Annotated in this window: 16 protein-coding genes and 2 pseudogenes; 14 read left to right on the top strand and 4 right to left on the bottom strand. The window is 67.7% G+C overall.

Annotated elements, in window-relative coordinates:
• Together VGS97_RS23760 and VGS97_RS23755 are read left to right on the top strand one after the other, a co-directional pair.
• Positions 1–448: pseudogene (locus VGS97_RS23760) on the top strand (coproporphyrinogen III oxidase); the annotation flags it as partial.
• Between the two features lie 346 nt (positions 449–794).
• The gene (locus VGS97_RS23755; protein ID WP_326855853.1) at positions 795–1,313 is read left to right on the top strand and encodes a hypothetical protein; all 519 of its coding nucleotides are present in this window, start codon (positions 795–797) and stop codon (positions 1,311–1,313) included.
• A 27-nt stretch (positions 1,314–1,340) separates the two neighbouring features.
• Here VGS97_RS23755 and VGS97_RS23750 read toward each other — a convergent pair whose 3' ends face one another.
• Positions 1,341–2,228: a DUF3097 domain-containing protein gene (locus tag VGS97_RS23750; RefSeq protein WP_326855852.1), complete on the bottom strand. Its 888-nt coding sequence runs from the start codon at positions 2,226–2,228 to the stop codon at positions 1,341–1,343.
• Between the two features lie 194 nt (positions 2,229–2,422).
• Between VGS97_RS23750 and hrcA the strand changes: the two genes are divergently transcribed.
• The 3 genes from hrcA to VGS97_RS23735 all read left to right on the top strand — a co-directional run bounded on the left by hrcA (position 2,423) and on the right by VGS97_RS23735 (position 5,556).
• The gene (hrcA, locus tag VGS97_RS23745; RefSeq protein WP_326855851.1) at positions 2,423–3,484 is read left to right on the top strand and encodes a heat-inducible transcriptional repressor HrcA; all 1,062 of its coding nucleotides are present in this window, start codon (positions 2,423–2,425) and stop codon (positions 3,482–3,484) included.
• A gap of 98 nt (positions 3,485–3,582) precedes the next feature.
• Complete coding sequence (gene dnaJ / locus VGS97_RS23740; protein WP_326855850.1) at positions 3,583–4,719, top strand: molecular chaperone DnaJ; 1,137 nt, start codon at positions 3,583–3,585, stop codon at positions 4,717–4,719.
• Between the two features lie 69 nt (positions 4,720–4,788).
• Positions 4,789–5,556: a 16S rRNA (uracil(1498)-N(3))-methyltransferase gene (locus VGS97_RS23735; RefSeq protein ID WP_326855849.1), complete on the top strand. Its 768-nt coding sequence runs from the start codon at positions 4,789–4,791 to the stop codon at positions 5,554–5,556.
• A gap of 82 nt (positions 5,557–5,638) precedes the next feature.
• Here the strand turns inward: VGS97_RS23735 and VGS97_RS23730 are convergent, their stop codons facing one another.
• Positions 5,639–6,193: a hypothetical protein gene (locus tag VGS97_RS23730; RefSeq protein WP_326855848.1), complete on the bottom strand. Its 555-nt coding sequence runs from the start codon at positions 6,191–6,193 to the stop codon at positions 5,639–5,641.
• Positions 6,194–6,413: 220 nt separating this feature from the next.
• Between VGS97_RS23730 and VGS97_RS23725 the strand changes: the two genes are divergently transcribed.
• The 6 genes and pseudogenes from VGS97_RS23725 (at position 6,414) to VGS97_RS23700 (ending at position 13,245) form a co-directional block, all read left to right on the top strand.
• Positions 6,414–6,806: a histidine triad nucleotide-binding protein gene (locus tag VGS97_RS23725; RefSeq protein WP_326855847.1), complete on the top strand. Its 393-nt coding sequence runs from the start codon at positions 6,414–6,416 to the stop codon at positions 6,804–6,806.
• Positions 6,807–7,318: 512 nt separating this feature from the next.
• On the top strand, positions 7,319–9,403 hold the full coding sequence (locus VGS97_RS23720) for a PhoH family protein (RefSeq protein WP_349262238.1): 2,085 nt from the start codon (positions 7,319–7,321) through the stop codon (positions 9,401–9,403).
• Between the two features lie 8 nt (positions 9,404–9,411).
• A complete protein-coding gene (gene ybeY / locus VGS97_RS23715; RefSeq protein WP_326855845.1) occupies positions 9,412–9,891 on the top strand; it encodes an rRNA maturation RNase YbeY in 480 nt (159 codons plus the stop codon).
• Between the two features lie 24 nt (positions 9,892–9,915).
• Positions 9,916–11,232 (top strand): annotated as a pseudogene (locus tag VGS97_RS23710) (hemolysin family protein); the annotation flags it as partial.
• A gap of 362 nt (positions 11,233–11,594) precedes the next feature.
• Positions 11,595–11,936 (top strand): cytidine deaminase, encoded by a 342-nt coding sequence (locus VGS97_RS23705; protein ID WP_326855843.1) that lies wholly within the window; start codon positions 11,595–11,597, stop codon positions 11,934–11,936.
• Between the two features lie 229 nt (positions 11,937–12,165).
• Positions 12,166–13,245 (top strand): LCP family protein, encoded by a 1,080-nt coding sequence (locus VGS97_RS23700; protein WP_326855842.1) that lies wholly within the window; start codon positions 12,166–12,168, stop codon positions 13,243–13,245.
• Between the two features lie 67 nt (positions 13,246–13,312).
• Here VGS97_RS23700 and VGS97_RS23695 read toward each other — a convergent pair whose 3' ends face one another.
• The gene (locus VGS97_RS23695; protein WP_326855841.1) at positions 13,313–13,906 is read right to left on the bottom strand and encodes a TMEM165/GDT1 family protein; all 594 of its coding nucleotides are present in this window, start codon (positions 13,904–13,906) and stop codon (positions 13,313–13,315) included.
• Between the two features lie 188 nt (positions 13,907–14,094).
• A complete protein-coding gene (locus tag VGS97_RS23690; RefSeq protein ID WP_326855840.1) occupies positions 14,095–14,451 on the bottom strand; it encodes a hypothetical protein in 357 nt (118 codons plus the stop codon).
• A gap of 331 nt (positions 14,452–14,782) precedes the next feature.
• On the opposite strand from VGS97_RS23690, the gene VGS97_RS23685 reads away from it, so the two are divergent.
• The 3 genes from VGS97_RS23685 to VGS97_RS23675 are packed head-to-tail and all read left to right on the top strand — an operon-like array spanning position 14,783 to position 16,424.
• Positions 14,783–15,757, top strand: a complete 975-nt coding sequence (locus tag VGS97_RS23685) for an acyl-ACP desaturase (RefSeq protein ID WP_326855839.1) — start codon at positions 14,783–14,785, stop codon at positions 15,755–15,757.
• Positions 15,758–15,792: 35 nt separating this feature from the next.
• Positions 15,793–16,017, top strand: a complete 225-nt coding sequence (locus tag VGS97_RS23680; protein ID WP_326855838.1) for a hypothetical protein — start codon at positions 15,793–15,795, stop codon at positions 16,015–16,017.
• Positions 15,924–16,424 carry a type II toxin-antitoxin system VapC family toxin gene (locus VGS97_RS23675; RefSeq protein ID WP_326855837.1) on the top strand — a complete coding sequence of 167 codons (501 nt, stop codon included), beginning with the start codon at positions 15,924–15,926 and terminating at the stop codon, positions 16,422–16,424. The genes VGS97_RS23680 and VGS97_RS23675 overlap by 94 nt, the downstream gene beginning before the upstream one ends.
• Positions 16,425–16,498: the final 74 nt, after the last annotated feature.

The raw sequence follows: 16,498 nt of genomic DNA, 5'->3' as shown, positions 1-16,498 counted from the left end.
AGCGCTCACGGACGCGGGCTACAACTGGTACGAAGTGTCCAACTGGGCAGTTTCCGAGGATGCGCGATGTAGGCACAACCTCCTGTACTGGACCGGCGCGGACTGGTGGGGTATCGGCCCCGGCGCGCACAGCCACGTGGCTGGCACACGGTGGTGGAACGTGAAACATCCGTCGGCATACGCGCAGCGCATCGCCATCGGCCACTCACCCGCCCAGGCGCGTGAACTGCTGACTCCCGCCGACCGCCGTGTCGAACGCATCCTGCTTGAGCTGCGCCTGATCGACGGCCTCGACCTTGCGTTGCTATCCGCGGAGGGCAGAAGCGCGGCGAACCGTGCCTTAGACGAGAAGCTGCTCGAACCGCTCCCGTTCGCGGACGGCCACGCAGTCCTGACCTTGCGCGGCCGGCTCCTAGCTGATGCCCTAGTCCGTGACTTCACCGACTAGTTCGACGAGCGGGCCTGGCCAAGTGATGGCGGCTCATACAGCCGGATCAATCTAAGGTATGTCGCTCGGCGCGCCGCCGTTGTAACATTCCAACAGCGCCAATAGCTTGCCGCCATGGTAAGTAAGGGACGCCATCCCAAGAGTGCCGTCGCTGAGGCGTTGGACGTGGCAAGAGCGGGTGGCCTCACGGTTGGCGAAGATCACAACGGGCACCGTTGGGGCCACATAACATGCGCGGAGTGTGACCTCAAATTTTCCATCTGGGGTACGCCTAAAGACCCGGACACCCACGCGAAGCAGATAGCCAGATTCGTAGCACGCCATACCCACTGAGGGGAGGCAACTCGTGACCAGTTGGAACTTCCGTATCCGCCTCAATCGGGTTCCGGACGACTCTGAGATTGACGCACTCTTCGAGGCCGGCCTGTCTGACGCGGCAGTCGAGGGGAACATCCTTGACATCGACCGTGATGCCGACACGTTGGCCGATGCGGTGGTGAGTGCTGTTTCGAACGTCAGCGAAGTCAAGCACCTGCACGCCATCGGTCTGGAGGTCGGCGACGAAGTGACGCTGGCCGATGCTGCGCAGCGGCTCGGCGGCGGACGCACCGCGGAGAGCCTGCGGCTGCTTGCTGAGGGAAAGCGTGGCCCCGGCGGTTTTCCACGGCCGATCGTGGACACCGGGCGGATCCGGGTGTACTCATGGGCGCAGATCGCCGAGTACGTTGAGAAGCTCGGCGACCGTGTACCCGGATACAGTCTTGAGCTCGCGCTTTTCGACCGGGCGCTGCGTCTGCGCCATCAGGCCATGGATCTCGGTGAGGACCGGATCCTCGCCGTTGAGAGGTTGCTACACGCCGCGTAACCGTTGCCGTGGCGGGTTAGGGCATGCTCATGGTGCGGTAACGAAGTCGATCAGCGCCTCGACACGCCCGAGCAGCGTCGGCTCCAGGTCCTTGAACGAGGTCACTGCGGCCAGGATTCTCGGCCACGCGGCACGCGGATCGAGCGGCCAGGACGGGTCCTTGCGGCGCAGGCGCTCGCAGACTCCCTGCTTCCACTCCTCGCTCCTCGGCACCCGGGGCCAGGCCTCGAAGCCGAGGACCGTCGGTTTGACGGCCTGCCAGATGTCCACGTACGGATGGCCCAGCACCAGCACGCTGTCTTCGCGGCCCTGCTGCACCTCTTGCGCGATCCTGGTCTCTTTCGAGCCCGCGACCATGTGGTCGACCAGTACGCCGAGTCGTCGGCCGGCGCCCGGTTGGAAGTCCTCGATGATGCCGGGCAGGTAGTCGACGCCGTCCAGCAGTTCGACGACCACGCCTTCGATTCGCAGGTCGTCGCCCCAGACTCGTTCGACCAACTCCGCGTCGTGCTTGCCCTCGACGTAGATGCGGCCTTCCCGGGCGACCCGCGCTCGCAGCCCCTGTACCGCGCGCGACCCTGACGCGGTGCGTGGCGTGCCGCTGCTCGTGGTCTGCGGTTTCGACTGCGGACGTACCAGCTCGACCGGCTGGCCCTCGAACAGGAAGCCTGGCCCGAGTGGGAAGACCCGGTGCTTGCGGAAGCGGTCCTCCAGGGTGACGGTGAAGCCGCCCGGCGTCTTCTCCACCCGGACGACCGCGCCGCAGAAGCCCGTGGTGACCTCCTCGATCACCAGGTCGGGCACCGCCTCGACCTGCGGCAGCGCTCGCGCCGCGCGCCGCGGCGATGGGAGGTCCCGGGGCCCGTACCGCCCTGCCCACGAGTCTTGTCCGCCTGGTCGAGAGACACCGTCCACCTGGCCGAGGGTAGCGCCCGTGGCGCCCGACGGACACGAGTGAGCAGATCGAGCAGCTTCGGCTGAAGACTGATCCCGGGTGTGCGCCGTACACTGGACGTATCGCCGCTGGCACTCGTCACGACGGAGTGCCAGGGGCCCGGTGAGCCGGCCGCTGTGACCCAGGCCCGCTACGACATTGGGAGGTGGTGAGCGTGCGCGAGGACCCGCGGCACGCGGACTCCCGGCTCGACGACCCCAGACTGGACCGGCGGCGCCTCGAAGTGCTGCGCGCGATCGTGCAGGACTATGTCGCGACGCAGGAGCCGGTCGGTTCCAAGGCCCTGGTGGAACGGCACAACCTGGGAGTTTCTCCGGCGACCATACGAAATGACATGGCCGCGCTGGAGGAGGACGGTTACATCCACCAGCCGCACACCAGCGCCGGCAGGGTGCCCACCGACAAGGGATACCGGTTGTTCGTCGACAGGCTCTCCGCCGTCAAGCCCCTCTCGTCCGCCGAACGCAACGCCATCCACGCCTTCCTCGGCGGCGCGGTCGACCTGGACGATGTGATCGCACGCACCGTGCGGCTGCTCGCCCAGATCACCCGGCAGGTCGCGGTTGTGCAGTACCCGTCGCTCACCCGCTCCTCGGTGCGGCACGTCGAACTGGTCGCGATCACGCCGAGCCGGATCATGCTGGTGCTCATCACCGACACCGGCCGGGTCGAGCAGCGCTTCGTCGAGACCGTGCCGATCGCCGACGCGCCGCTGGCCGATCTGCGCGCCCGGCTCAACGCACTGATCGTCGGGCACCGGCTGTCCGACGTGCCGAGCCGGATAGACGACCTTTCCGAGCAGTTCGCCCGAGAGGACCGGCCCGCCGTCGACTCGCTGGTGGCCGCGCTGCTCGAAGTGGTCGTGGAGCAGCGCGAGGAGCGTGTCATGCTCGGCGGCACCGCCAACCTCGCCCGGTTCCGCCAGGACTTCCCGGATACGATCGGCCCGGTGCTCGAAGCGCTGGAGGAACAGATGGTGCTGCTGAAGCTGCTCGGCGAGGCTACCGGACCGTCTACGCTCACCGTGCGGATCGGCCACGAGACCGGATACGAAGGTTTGTCCTCGACCTCCTTGGTGACCAGCGGATACGGCCGCGACGGCGACGCGGTCGCGCAGCTCGGCGTGCTCGGCCCGACGAGGATGGACTATCCGGGCACTATGGGGGCGGTCTCAGCCGTTGCTCGGTACGTCGGGCGCGTTCTCGATCAGACGTAACCTGTCGGTCGGGGCGCCGCGCGGCGCCCGACGACAAGCAGGCAAGCACGACAGGCACATCACGCAGACAGTGTTCGAATCCGGCTGGAGTTACACACGTGGCGACCGACTATTACGCGGTCCTGGGGGTACGGCGTGACGCTACCCAGGAGGAGATCAAGAAGGCGTACCGCCGTCTCGCCCGCGAACTGCACCCGGACGTTAACCCGGATCCGGAGACCCAGGAGCGGTTCAAGGAGATAGGGCTGGCCTACGAGGTCCTGTCCGATGCGCAGAAGCGGCAGATCTACGACCTCGGCGGCGACCCGACCCGGGCCTCGGCGGGAGCCGGCGCGCCGGGCGGCGGCTTCGGCGCGGGCTTCGCGTTCAGCGACATCATGGACGCGTTCTTCGGCGGCGGCGTCTCGCGCGGCCCGCGCTCGCGGGTGCGCCGCGGCCAGGACGCGCTGATCAGGGTCGAGATCAACCTGACCGAGGCCGCCTTCGGCGCGCAACGGGACATCCAGGTGGACACCGCCGTGGTCTGCCCGACCTGCCACGGCGACGGCGCGGCGCCCGGGACCTCGCCGGTCACCTGCGACATGTGCCGCGGCCGCGGCGAGGTCTCGCAGGTGACCCGCTCGTTCCTCGGCCAGGTCATGACGTCCCGGCCGTGCCCGCAGTGCCAGGGCTACGGCACGGTCGTGCCCACGCCGTGCGTCGAGTGTGCGGGCGATGGCCGGGTACGCACCCGCCGGACCCTGACCGTGAAGATCCCGCCGGGCGTGGACAACGGCACTCGCATCCAGCTGGCCGGCGAGGGCGAAGTCGGACCGGGCGCCGGTCCGGCAGGCGACCTCTACATCGAGATCGTCGAGGAGCCGCACCAGATCTTCCAGCGCCGCGGCGACGACCTGCACTGCACGGTCACCTTGCCGATGACCGCGGCTTCCCTGGGCACCAAGATCCCACTGGAGACGCTGGACGGCTCGGTGGACCTGGACATCCGGCCGGGCACCCAGTCCGGCCAGGCGATCAACCTGCGCGGCCGGGGCATCCAGCACCTGCGCGGCACCAGCCGGGGCGACCTGGTGGTGCACGTGGAGGTGCAGACCCCGAAGAACCTCGACCCGGAGCAGGAGGAGCTGATGCGCAAGCTGGCCCGGCTGCGTGGCGAGGAACGGCCCTCCGGCACCTTCGCCCCGGGCAAGCAGGGTCTGTTCTCCCGGATCAAGGACGCGATCAACAACGGGTGAGAAGGCTCAAATACGCGTAAATCGTAAATCGCCTGAACTCATCCGAAAATACCCCGAAAACAACTCAGTATGACTTCGGTACCGGTGTTCCACGTCGGCACGGATAAGTTGTCGGGCGCCACGATCCGGCTCGACGGTCCCGAGGGCCGACATGCCGCCCTGGTGCGCAGACTGCGCCCCGGCGAGCGCGTCGACCTCACGGACGGCGCCGGGCGGCTCGCCGAATGCGTCGTGCGTGCCTCTGGCAGCTCCGGCGATCCAGCGCTCGAACTGGATGTACTCGGGCATCGGACGCTGCCGCGGCCCGAGCCGCGCATCACCGTGGTCCAGGCGCTGGCGAAGGGGGATCGCGGCGAGACGGCCGTCGAGACGATGACCGAGATCGGCGTGGACGTGATCGTTCCCTGGTCGGCGTCCCGGTCGATCGTCCAATGGCGAGCCGACCGCGGCGAGAAGGCACTGGCCAAATGGCGCTCGACGGCCGCGGAGGCGAGCAAGCAGTCCCGGCGGGCCTGGTGGCCGGAGGTCACGCAGTCGGCGACGACGACCCACGTCGCGCAGCTGCTCGCCAAGGCGACCCTCGGCGTGGTCCTGCACGAAGAGGGCGAGCTGTCGCTGGCCGATCTGACGGCAGCGCATTCGAAGGACTGGACGGGTGACATCGTTCTGATCGTCGGACCGGAAGGCGGCATTTCCCCCGAGGAGTTGCGGGTCTTCGCCGACGCGGGCGGCGCCTCGTACCGCATGGGCCCGACGGTCCTGCGCACGTCTACCGCTGGAACCGCTGCCGCTGCCGTGCTGCTGGCCCGCTCCGGCCGCTGGGCGGCCAGCAACTAGCGGTAGTCGGATCGGCTGCCGGTTGGAACAGCTGCCGGTTGGATCAGTAGCTGGTCGGGATAGTGGCTGCTCGGACCAGTCGCTAGCGGCAGACCTTGGTGGTGAACGTGTCGGTCTCGGTGTCGGGGTAGAAGACGTGTGCCAGGCCCTCGGTGCAAGCTCCAGCCGGGACTGTGACGGGAGAGGACCAGAAGTCCGGTCCGCCCGCGCCGCCCAGGAACGTGCGGGCGCCGTCAATCGCGTCGTGCGTGGCGTCGAACACTCCCATGCCGAGGTCGTAGTGGACCCTGAGCCGACGGAATTGGAGCCATGGGAACGCGTATCCGTAGACCGCGCGGCAACCGGGTGAATAGAACTGTTTGACCGAGAAGGCGATGATGCCGTGCCAGCGTGCGTACGACGTACCACCGATTTGGCGTACGTCGGCGCACGGGACGGGCTGCACGTGAGCGCTCGTCGACGTTGCCGCGGGATCGGAAGATGGCGGCGCGGACGTCGACGAATGCGTGGTGACCGCGCTCGGTTTGGAAGCCGTGGAACCCGGGTCGGTGCTCGGGTTGGCCATCGCGGTCGGCACTGCGGCGAGCGCGGCGGTGAGGACTGCGGTGGCGATGACGTGTGTGGCGAGACGGTCCATGGTGCTTTCCCTGTGGTGCGGGGGATCGGGTAGGTACCCGTTGTGATCGCCGGCATCTGAGCCGTGATCAACACAGTGTGGCGATCCGGAACGGTACACAGTGGAAGACCATCGAGAACGCCTAGGATCGGTCCGACTGAACGGAAAGGACTCGTTCGTGCGAACCAAGATCACCGAATCGAGGGAATCCGAGTCCTCCGACACAACCCCGGAGAGCGGTATGACAAGCATTGGATCAGCCTTCGACGAGAGCTGCCTCTTCTGCCGGATCGTCGCCGGCCAGATCCCCGCGACGGTGGTCCGTGACAGCGAGGAGTTCCTCACCTTCCGCGACATCAACCCGCAGGCGCCCACGCACGTCCTGGTGATCCCGAAGGCTCACGGCTACCGCGACGTGGGTGAGTTGGCCGCCAAGAATCCGGAGCTGGCCGGACGACTGCTCGCCGAGGCCGCCGAGGTGGCGCGGGACGAAGGGCTCACCGACCACGCAGACATCTCCGGCTACCGCCTCGTCTTCAACACCGACGACGCCGCCGGGCAGACCGTCTACCACGTCCACCTGCACGTCCTCGGCGGCGACGCGCTCGGTCACTTCGGTTCTGCCGAACATTGAGCGCAGTGGTTCTGCCGAAGCAGTTGGGCGCAGTGGTTCTGCCGAACGTTGAGCATGGCTGAGGGGACAGTGGCTCTGCCGAAGCAGCTGGGCACAGTGGCTCTGGCAAACGTTGAGCACAGCTGCGCATGGTGGCTCTGCCGGCCCTTGGACACAGCGGCTCTGCACCGCACTGAGCACGGCGCCTCGGCGCCTCACCGAGCCGGCGGCCGATCCGTGACCGGGCTCGGTGGACCAGCGTCCTGGCCGTTGAAATAATTCTCCGTGGTCGAGATGTTTTTGCTCGTTACCATGGATACCGTCCACTCCGGCACCGATTGAAGGAATGATCGAAAGGCCCCCGCGGCCAGCCCATGACTGAGCAGCCAAACAGGTCCCGTAACGCCTCCTCCTCCCGCGCCCGGACCCGCAAGGGCGCGGCCGCCCCTCCGGCGTCCGCCACCCCGAACGCGAACGGCCCGGAGGCCGAGCCGGTCGCACAGGCGAAGATCATCATCCCGGCGGCGCATCCCATGGTCGCGGTCCTCGGCACCGGTGACAGCATCCTCCGGGTCATCGAGGAGCACCTGCCGGGCGTCGACTTCCACGCCCGCGGCAACGAGATCACCGCATCCGGTCCGCGCGAGGAAGTGGAACTCGTCGAGCAGTTGTTCACCGAGATGCTTCTGGTGCTGCGCACCGGTGCGCCACTGACCGAGGACGCGGTACAACGGTCGATCGGCATCCTGCGCGCCGCCAGGACGGGAGAGCCCGGCGAGCGTCCGGCTGAGGTGCTGACTCAGAACATCCTGTCCAACCGGGGTCGCACCATTCGGCCTAAGACGCTCAACCAGAAGCGTTACGTCGATGCCATCGACAAGCACACGATCGTCTTCGGCATCGGCCCGGCGGGCACCGGCAAGACCTACCTGGCGATGGCCAAGGCCGTACAGGCGCTCCAGGCCAAGGAAGTCAACCGGATCATCCTGACCCGGCCGGCCGTCGAGGCGGGCGAACGGCTCGGTTTCCTGCCCGGCACGCTCTACGAGAAGATCGACCCGTACCTGCGCCCGCTCTACGACGCGCTGCACGACATGATCGACCCCGAGTCCATCCCGCGGCTGATGGCCGCCGGAACGATCGAAGTCGCTCCCTTGGCCTACATGCGTGGCCGAGCGCAGCCGGTCTTCACCAAGGTGCTCACCCCGGACGGCTTCTGCCCCATCGGACAGTTGCGAGTCGGTGACCTGGTGATCGGTTCGAACGGCGAGCCCACGCCGGTCCTGGGCGTGTACCCCCAGGGAGTAAAGGACATCTATCGCGTCACGGCCCAGGACGGTGCCTCGACGCTGTGCTGCGGCGAGCATCTGTGGACCGTTCGCACCGCGTCGGACAAGCGACGTGACCGGCCCTGGCGTGTGCTTGAGACCCAGGAGATGATCGGCAACCTCCGCGCGGCCCATGCCAGGCGCTACGAACTGCCGTTGCTGACCAGCCCGGTGTGTTTGCCACATTCGCCGGTGCCGATGGATCCGTACGCGCTCGGCCTGCTCCTCGGCGACGAGTGCGTCACTGACGCGACGACGCCCTCGTTCGCGAATGCGGACACCGAACTTGCGACGGCTCTCGAAGCCGCATTGCCCGGCATGCGGGTACGGTACGGGGGAGGCGTGGACTACGCGCTCAACCGGGTGACGGCGAAGGGCGACCTCGTCACGCTGGAGAACCCTGCTACGCGGACCATGCGCGCGCTTGGCCTGCTGGGCATGGGATCGCGCGGGAAGTTCATCCCGGAGGATTATCTTCACAACAGCGCCGACGTCAGACTCGCGGTGTTGCAGGGACTCCTTGACTCGGATGGCGGTCCGGTCGCTCAGACCGGCCGGAACTGCCGGATCCAGTACACGACTACGTCCGATGTCCTGCGCGAGAACGTCATCGAACTTGTGCGCTCCTTGGGCGGCGTCGCCTATTCGCATCGGCGGTCGGCGCTGGGCCGCACGCCCGGCATGGCCAACGGGCGGCCCGTGGCGTATCGGCACGACGCCCATGTGATCGAGATCAGGCTGCCCGAGAGCGTGGAGCCCTTCCGTCTTTCGCACAAGCGCGACAAATACCGTGCCTTGGGCGGCGGGCGTCCGATGCGCTTCGTCGACAGCATCGAGCCGATGGGTCGCGAAGAGACCGTGTGCATCCAAGTCGCGGCAGCCGACTCCCTCTATGTCACTGAGGACTATCTGCTGACGCACAACACGTTGAATGATGCTTTCATCATCCTGGACGAGGCGCAGAACACCTCGGCCGAACAGATGAAGATGTTCCTGACCCGCCTCGGCTTCGGCTCCAAGGTGGTGGTCACCGGCGACGTCACGCAGGTGGACCTGCCTGGCGGCACCGAGTCCGGTCTGCGCGTGGTGCAGCACATCCTCGACGGCGTCGACGACATCCACTTCTCCCGGCTGACCAGCGCCGACGTGGTGCGTCACCGGCTGGTCGGCGAGATCGTGGACGCCTACGGGCGCTACGACGCGGCCCGGCAGGAGCGTGAGCAGGACCGTTTCACGCCGATGAACCGGGCGCAGCGGCGCGCAGCACCGCGGGCTCGCGCGGTGGGATGATTCCCGCCATGTCGATCGATATCAACAACGAGTCCGGCGTAGCCGTGGACGAGGCGGCCATCGTCACGCTCGCCCGGCACGTCCTCGACCAGATGGGGATCCACCCGCTGGCCGAGCTGTCTATCCTCCTGGTCGACACTGCGGCGATGGAGCAGTTGCACATCCAGTGGATGGATGAGCCGGGCCCGACCGACGTGCTGTCGTTCCCGATGGACGAACTGCGCCCCTCGCGCGCCGAGGACGACAACGAGCCGACCCCCGGGCTGCTCGGGGACGTGGTGCTGTGCCCCGAGGTGGCCGCGAAACAGGGTGAGGCGGCGGGGCACTCGATGGCCGACGAGCTGCACCTGCTCACCACGCACGGCATCCTGCACCTGCTCGGCTACGACCACGCCGAGCCCGAGGAGAAGGCCGAGATGTTCGGCCTCCAGCAGGAGCTGCTGGAGCGCTGGCACAGACACGCCTCCGACGAGCGACCAGGACGCTGAGCCGTGACCGCGACGATAGTGTGGCTGCTGGTCGGCGCGGTGCTGTCGGTACTGGTCGCCGGGCTTGCCGCCGGGGTCGAAGCCGCGTTGGCCCGGATCTCTCGGGTGGCGGCCGCCGAACTGCTCGAACGTGGTGCGCCGGGTGCGGCGCGGCTGGTGCGGCTGACCGCGGACCCGGCCCGCTACGTCAATCTGGTGCTGCTGATCCGGGTCGTCGGCGAGATGGCCGCCGCGGTGATGGTGACCATGGTCTGCGCCCATCGCTGGGGCCTGACGTTCGGTACCGGCGCGCTGTCGGTGGCGATCATGGCGGTGGTCTCCTACGTCGCGATCGGCGTGTCGCCGCGCACGCTCGGCCGCCAGCACGCCCCGCGCATCGCCGCCGCCGGCGCCGCCGTGCTGATCCCGCTCGGCCGGATCCTCGGCCCGCTGCCGCGCGCGCTGATCGTCGTCGGCAACGCGCTGACTCCTGGCAAGGGCTTTCGCGAGGGACCGTTCGCGACCGAGGCCGAGCTGCGCGCGCTGGTGGACATCGCCGAGCAGAACAGCGAGATCGAGGCCACCGAGCGCCGGATGGTGCACTCCGTCTTCGAACTCGGCGACACGCTGGTCAAGGAGGTCATGGTCCCGCGCACCGACATGTTGTTCATCGAGCGCGGCAAGACCCTGCGGCAGGCGCTGAGCCTGGCGCTGCGCAGCGGCTTCTCGCGCATCCCGGTGACCGGCCGCAACGCGGACGACGTGATCGGCATCGTCTATCTCAAGGACCTTGCCCGATGGATGCACGAGGGCAACGGTGGCGGCGGCAGCAGTGGCACTGGTGGCAGTGGGGGTGGTGAAGGCGGCGAACAGGGCGACGCGCTCGCGGAGCCGGTCGAGTCCGTGATGCGCCCGGCCACGTACGTCCCGGACTCCAAGCACGCCGACGAGTTGCTGCGTGACATGCAGGCGCAGCGCATCCACCTCGCGATCGTCATCGACGAGTACGGCGGCACCGCGGGCCTGGTCACCATCGAGGACATCCTGGAGGAAATCGTCGGCGAGATCACCGACGAGTACGACCAGAGCCGCCCCGAGGTGGAGTGGCTCGGCGAGCCCGGCGACCTGGCCAGCGGCGCGCGCGTCTCCGCCCGGCTGGGCCTCGACGAGCTCGGCGAGTTGTTCCACCGCGACCTTGAGGACGAGGACGTCGAGACGGTCGGCGGCTTGCTCGGCAAGCGGCTCGGCAAGGTCCCGATCCCCGGCGCCACGGTGCGCGTCGACGGACTGACCATCATCGCGGAGTCCACCGAGGGCCGTCGCCGCCGGATCGGTACCGTGCTGGTGCGTCCGGTCGCGGACGAGGACGAGGGCCAGGACACAGGTGGAGACGATCTGGAGGGGTACGCGAACGGCGGGCATGAGTCCGGCGCCTCCGGCGCGAACAGCCCTGGGCCGAACAGCCCTGGATCAAGTGGCGCCGGATCAAATGGCCCTGGATCGAGTGGCCCTGGGTTGAGTGTCACTGGGTCGAGTGTCACTGGGCTGAACGGCGCCGGGTCGAAGAACCCCGATTCGCGCGGCTCGCGTGGTGCCGACGCGAAGTCCGCCGAGCGTGTCCGCAACGGCTCACGTGCCGTCGACGACTTCGATCCCCTCGACTCCGATGACTGATCCGATGACTGATCCGAACGAATGAATCCGACGTCTCACGCAAGGACCCGATGACTACCGAGACCACCGAGCTCGATCCCGAAGACGCGAAGATCATCACCCTCGCCCGCTCGTCGCGCGCACGCTTCGGCGCCGCCGAGGGTGCTGCCGTCCGGGATGCCACTGGCCGCACGTACGCTGCGGTGACCGTGACGCTGCCTTCGCTGGCGCTGTCGGCGCTCGAACTCGCCGTCGCGATGGCGGTCTCGTCGGGCGCGGATAGGCTCGAAGCCGCCGCTGTCGTCTCCGAGGCGACCGAACTCACCGACGCCGCTCTCGCGCCTGCGCTGGACCTCAAGGTCGGCGCGGTTTTCCTCGCCGCGCCTGACGGCACGGTGGTCGCGCGCCGGTAACAGGGGCGTTTGACGGCTTCTGGCGAGCGCGCCGCAGGTTTTCGACAGTTCTGCACGAAAGTGCGCTCTGGCGTGCCGCCACCCGCCATCGGACATGACGGTGCCGTACGGTGACAAGGTGAGTGGTGACGGTTCTGACCGGTTTTACGGCGCGGCGGGGCGGCCTGAGTACGAACCTCCACAGGCCTTTGACACCTCCGCCGGTGATTCCCTGCCTCCGAGCACATCGATGTACGGCCGCGGCTCGAAGACCGCCAAGCCGCCCAGACAGCCGAGATCCGAACGCGTCGGCGGTGGCGCCGGTGGCCGGCGGCGGTGGCTGCGAATCACCCTGATCAGCCTGCTCGCCCTGGTGGTGCTGTTCGTCGCCGCGTTCGCCGGTACGTGGCTGTGGGCCTCGTCGAAGATCACCAAGGTCGCCGCGCTGTCCGACTACTCCGGGCGCCCGGCCCAGGGCGCCGGGACCAACTGGCTGGTCGTCGGCTCGGACAGCCGGTCCAATATGACGGCGGCTCAGAAGGACCAGTACCACACCGGATCGGACCAGGGGCAGCGCACCGACACCATACTGTTGCTGCACTACGGGGCGAGCGGCCCGGACCTTATCTCGATCCCGCGTGACTCCTACGTCACGATCCCCGCGTACACCGACTCCTCCGGCAAGTCGCACTCGGCGAGCAAGAACAAGATCAACGCAGCCTACGACCTCGGCGGCGCGCCGCTGCTGACCAAGACGGTGGAGATGGCCACCGGCGTGCGTGTCGACCACTACATGGAGATCGGCTTCCTCGGCGTGGTGAACGTGGTGGACTCGGTCGGCGGCGTGCATCTCTGCCTCGACACGCCGGTCAGGGACAGCCACTCGGGGGCGAACCTGTCGGCCGGCTGCCAGACCCTTGACGGCCAGCAGTCGCTGGCGCTGATCCGCACGCGCTACTCGCTTGCCAACTCCGACATCAGCCGGATGGCGAACCAGCAGAAGTTCGTCTCGGCACTCGCCAAGGCGGCGCTGCGGCCCGGAGTCGAGTACAACCCGTTCACGCTCTACCCGTTCCTGAGCGCCACGCTCAACTCGATCGCCGTGGACAACGGCACCGGGCTGTCCGACCTGGTCGGCATGTCCTCGCACGCGCGGGGGATCACCGGCAACGGCGGCACCACCGGCACCGTGCCGATCGCGAACGAGGGCTACCAGGTCTCCGGCATCGGTTCGGCGGTGCTGTGGGACTCGGCAAAGGCGAGCAGGCTCTTCGACGCCGTCAACCAGGACAAGGCCATCCCGTCCGGTCTGCTCAACACCATCGGCTGACCGGCCCGTACCCGGCCGCGTACCTGCTGACATGCATCCGCGCTGACGCGCCGTGTCCGACGGCCCGTCAGCCCCGGATCGCAGACACCAGCGACAGCGCCGCCAGAACGAGCATGATGAGCGCCGCGGCCCTGGTGATCAGCTTGAGCGGGATGTAGCGCAGCAGTGTCTGCCCGCCGACGATCGCGAGTGCCGCCACCGCCCACAGCGCCGCCAGCGAGCCCACGCCGACCGAGAGCCAGTCGTACTTGGCGGCGAGGTTCGCCGTCACGATCTGGGTCAGATCGCCGAATTCCGCGACGGTGATGACGGTGAAGCTGGTGAGCACGGCACGCCACGGGCTGTTGCCCGCACGTGCCGCCTCCACGGGCTCCTCGGCCTCGGCCTCTTCATCTTCGTCGCCGTGCCGGAAGATCAGAACCGCGCCGAGCAGGAACAGCGCGGAGACGATCGCCTCAAGCGTGCGGTGCGGGAGCAGGGCGAGCAGCGTGCCCGCCGCCAGCGCGATCACGACCTGTACCGCGAATCCGGCGGCCGCCCCGGTGAACACGTACCAGGGCCGGTACTTGGTGGAGAGGACCAGGCTGGCCAGCGCCGTCTTGTCGGGCAGCTCCGCGATGAAGACGACGCCGAACGTCGTCGCACTGACGGCAGCGTTCACCGTTCGCCCCTTTCCGCGCTCCGGGCATGGTCGCTGACGCTGCCGCGCTGTACATCACCGGTCTACCGCCTCGGAACCTGCCTCCGACCTCCGGCGGGCCCGTCTGGGTCCACCGATGTGTCTGCCGAGGTTCCTGGCACGGCTGCCGTGGCTTCTACCAGCCTTGATCCGCCTACCAGTTTAATCGCTCAATCGCCGTAAAACGCCCGCTTCAGCGCGATCATGCCGATGACCGCGAGTGTCACCACGACGCCGACGACGACGGCGATCGGGAAGGGTGCGTGCTCCTGCGCGGCGAGGATGACGGTGATCACTCCGATGCCTGTTGCGGGCAGCACGGTCGAGCGCGAGAGGACACGCGGGCGCGGGCGTTTGACGTCGTTCGCGGTGGGCTTGGTCGCCATGCGCCGAGCGTAGGGCAGCGGCCTGAAGACAGAAAGACCACTGCCGGAAAGTCCGCTGAAGGAGAGCCTTTGCACCTGGCACGGGATTGTCACGGGCTTGTCGCGGGGTGACGGCGCGTAGATCATCCCGAAAATGACCATCGCCGCATCGGTGCGGCGATGCGGCGATGTCTATTCAATTCAGCACTCCGGTCCAGTCCGGTTCAGGGGCCGGATGGTCCGGGGCCTGGGCTCCTGGGCGCGCTGTGCGCGGCCCCCGGAGTCCACCCTCAATCACGAGAGTGGCCCAGATCACTGGATTTGTCAACTCGCACAACAAAACTTCTGGCGCTCTTCTTCATCCGCAGCTCAGCCGGACGTCTTGGTTTCCCTTGGCCGCATAGGCTACGGTAGCGTAACTTACGCAGCAGTAGGGTATGCCCGCGTAGGCCCCGACCAGCACCTTTCGAGCCACTCCACGGAGGAACCAGCCGTGCCGCAGTCCACCGACGCCGGTCTCACCCTCGACCGGACGCAGGAGCTTGCGCTGCTGCGCGAGCTCGAACCCGTGGTCGAGGCGAATCTCAACCGCCATCTCGCCGTGGCGAAGGAGTGGTTCCCGCACGCGTACGTGCCGTGGAGCGCTGGCGAGGACTTCGACGGCCCGCTCGGCGGGCGGGCCTGGGAGCCCGAGCAGTCGAAACTGGACGAGACCGCGCGTACCTCGCTGATCCTCAACCTGCTGACCGAGGACAACCTGCCGAGCTATCACCACGAGATCGCGCTCATGTTCGGCTGCGACGGCGCGTGGGGCACGTGGGTCCACCGCTGGACTGCGGAGGAGGGCAGGCACGGCGCGGCCATCCGCGATTACCTGTTGACTACCCGCGCCGTGGACCCGATCGCGCTTGAGCGTGCCCGGATGACGCACATGTCCGTCGGCTACAACTCGCCGTTCGGGCATCGCGTCGTCAATTCGGTGGCGTACGTCACGTTCCAGGAACTGGCGACCCGCATCTCGCACCGCAACACCGGCAGCTACAGCGGCGAACCGCTCTGCGACCAGCTGCTCGCGAAGATCGCCAACGACGAGAACCTGCACATGGTCTTCTACCGCAACCTGCTCGCCGCCGCCTTCGACCTGGCCCCCGACGCGACCATGACCGCCGTCCTTGACGTGGTCAAGCGCTTCCAGATGCCGGGCTCCACGGTGGAGAACTACACCCGCAAGTCGGTCCGGATCGCCATGGCCGGGATTTACAACCTCCGAATCCACCGCGACGAGGTCCTGATGCCGGTGCTGCGCCAAGTGAAGGTCCTGGAACGTGCCGACCTCGGCCCCGCAGGCGAGCAGGCCCGCGAAGAACTCGCCACGCTGCTCGACTCGCTGGACACCGCTGCCCACCGCTTCGAGGAGAAGCGCGACGCGCACCTGGCCCGCCAGGCCAGTCGCGGCGTGGGAGTGTGACGACAGCCACGCGTGCCTGCGGCTATTGTGGAGACATGTCGCTCCTGCGTGAGGAAGTCCATCAGGCAGTCGACCAGCTTCCCGAGGATGAGCTGGCCGGGATACTGGCCATCGTGCGTGGCTATAACACTGGGAATGATCCTGTGCAGCGCTGGCCGTTGCCCTCGTGGGTCGGCATGGTCGACAGCGGCGACCCGGACTTCTCCGAGCACTCGGAGGAGTATCTGCGCGCCCACTTTCGCGATATCGACCCGCAGTGATTCTCTGGGACACCGGCCCGCTGCTCGCCGCGTTCGACCGCGCTGACCGCCACCACGCCGCCAGCGCGGATCTGATTAGCCACACTCCACCGCCACTCCTGGTGCCTGCTCCGGTGCTCACCGAGGTGTGCTACTTCTTGCAGGAGCGTGTAGGTTCAGCCGCCGAGGCGGCGTTCCTGCGCTCCGCTGCCGCACGCGAGATCCTGCTGCTGCACCCGGAACCGGCCGACCTCGATCGCGCCGCTGACTTGGTCGATCAGTACGCTAGCTTCCCGCTCGGCGCTGTGGACGCCTGTGTACTGGCCATGGCCGAACGCCTGAAAATCACTCGGATCGCCAGTGTCGATCACCGGCACTTTTACGCAGTCAAGCTGCGCCACTGCGATGGGCTGGAGTTGTTGCCGTAACGGCGTCTTGGCGTCCCGCGGAGTGGTGGCAGCCGCGATCGACCGGGACGTGAATCGCGGTGTGCGTGGGCGGG

It is taken from the genome of Actinocrinis sp. (assembly GCF_035946395.1).
In the GTDB taxonomy this organism is placed as follows: domain Bacteria; phylum Actinomycetota; class Actinomycetes; order Streptomycetales; family Catenulisporaceae; genus Actinocrinis.
The sequence above is the reverse complement of the archived record's forward strand: the minus strand, read 5'-3'. Positions and strand labels throughout refer to the sequence as shown.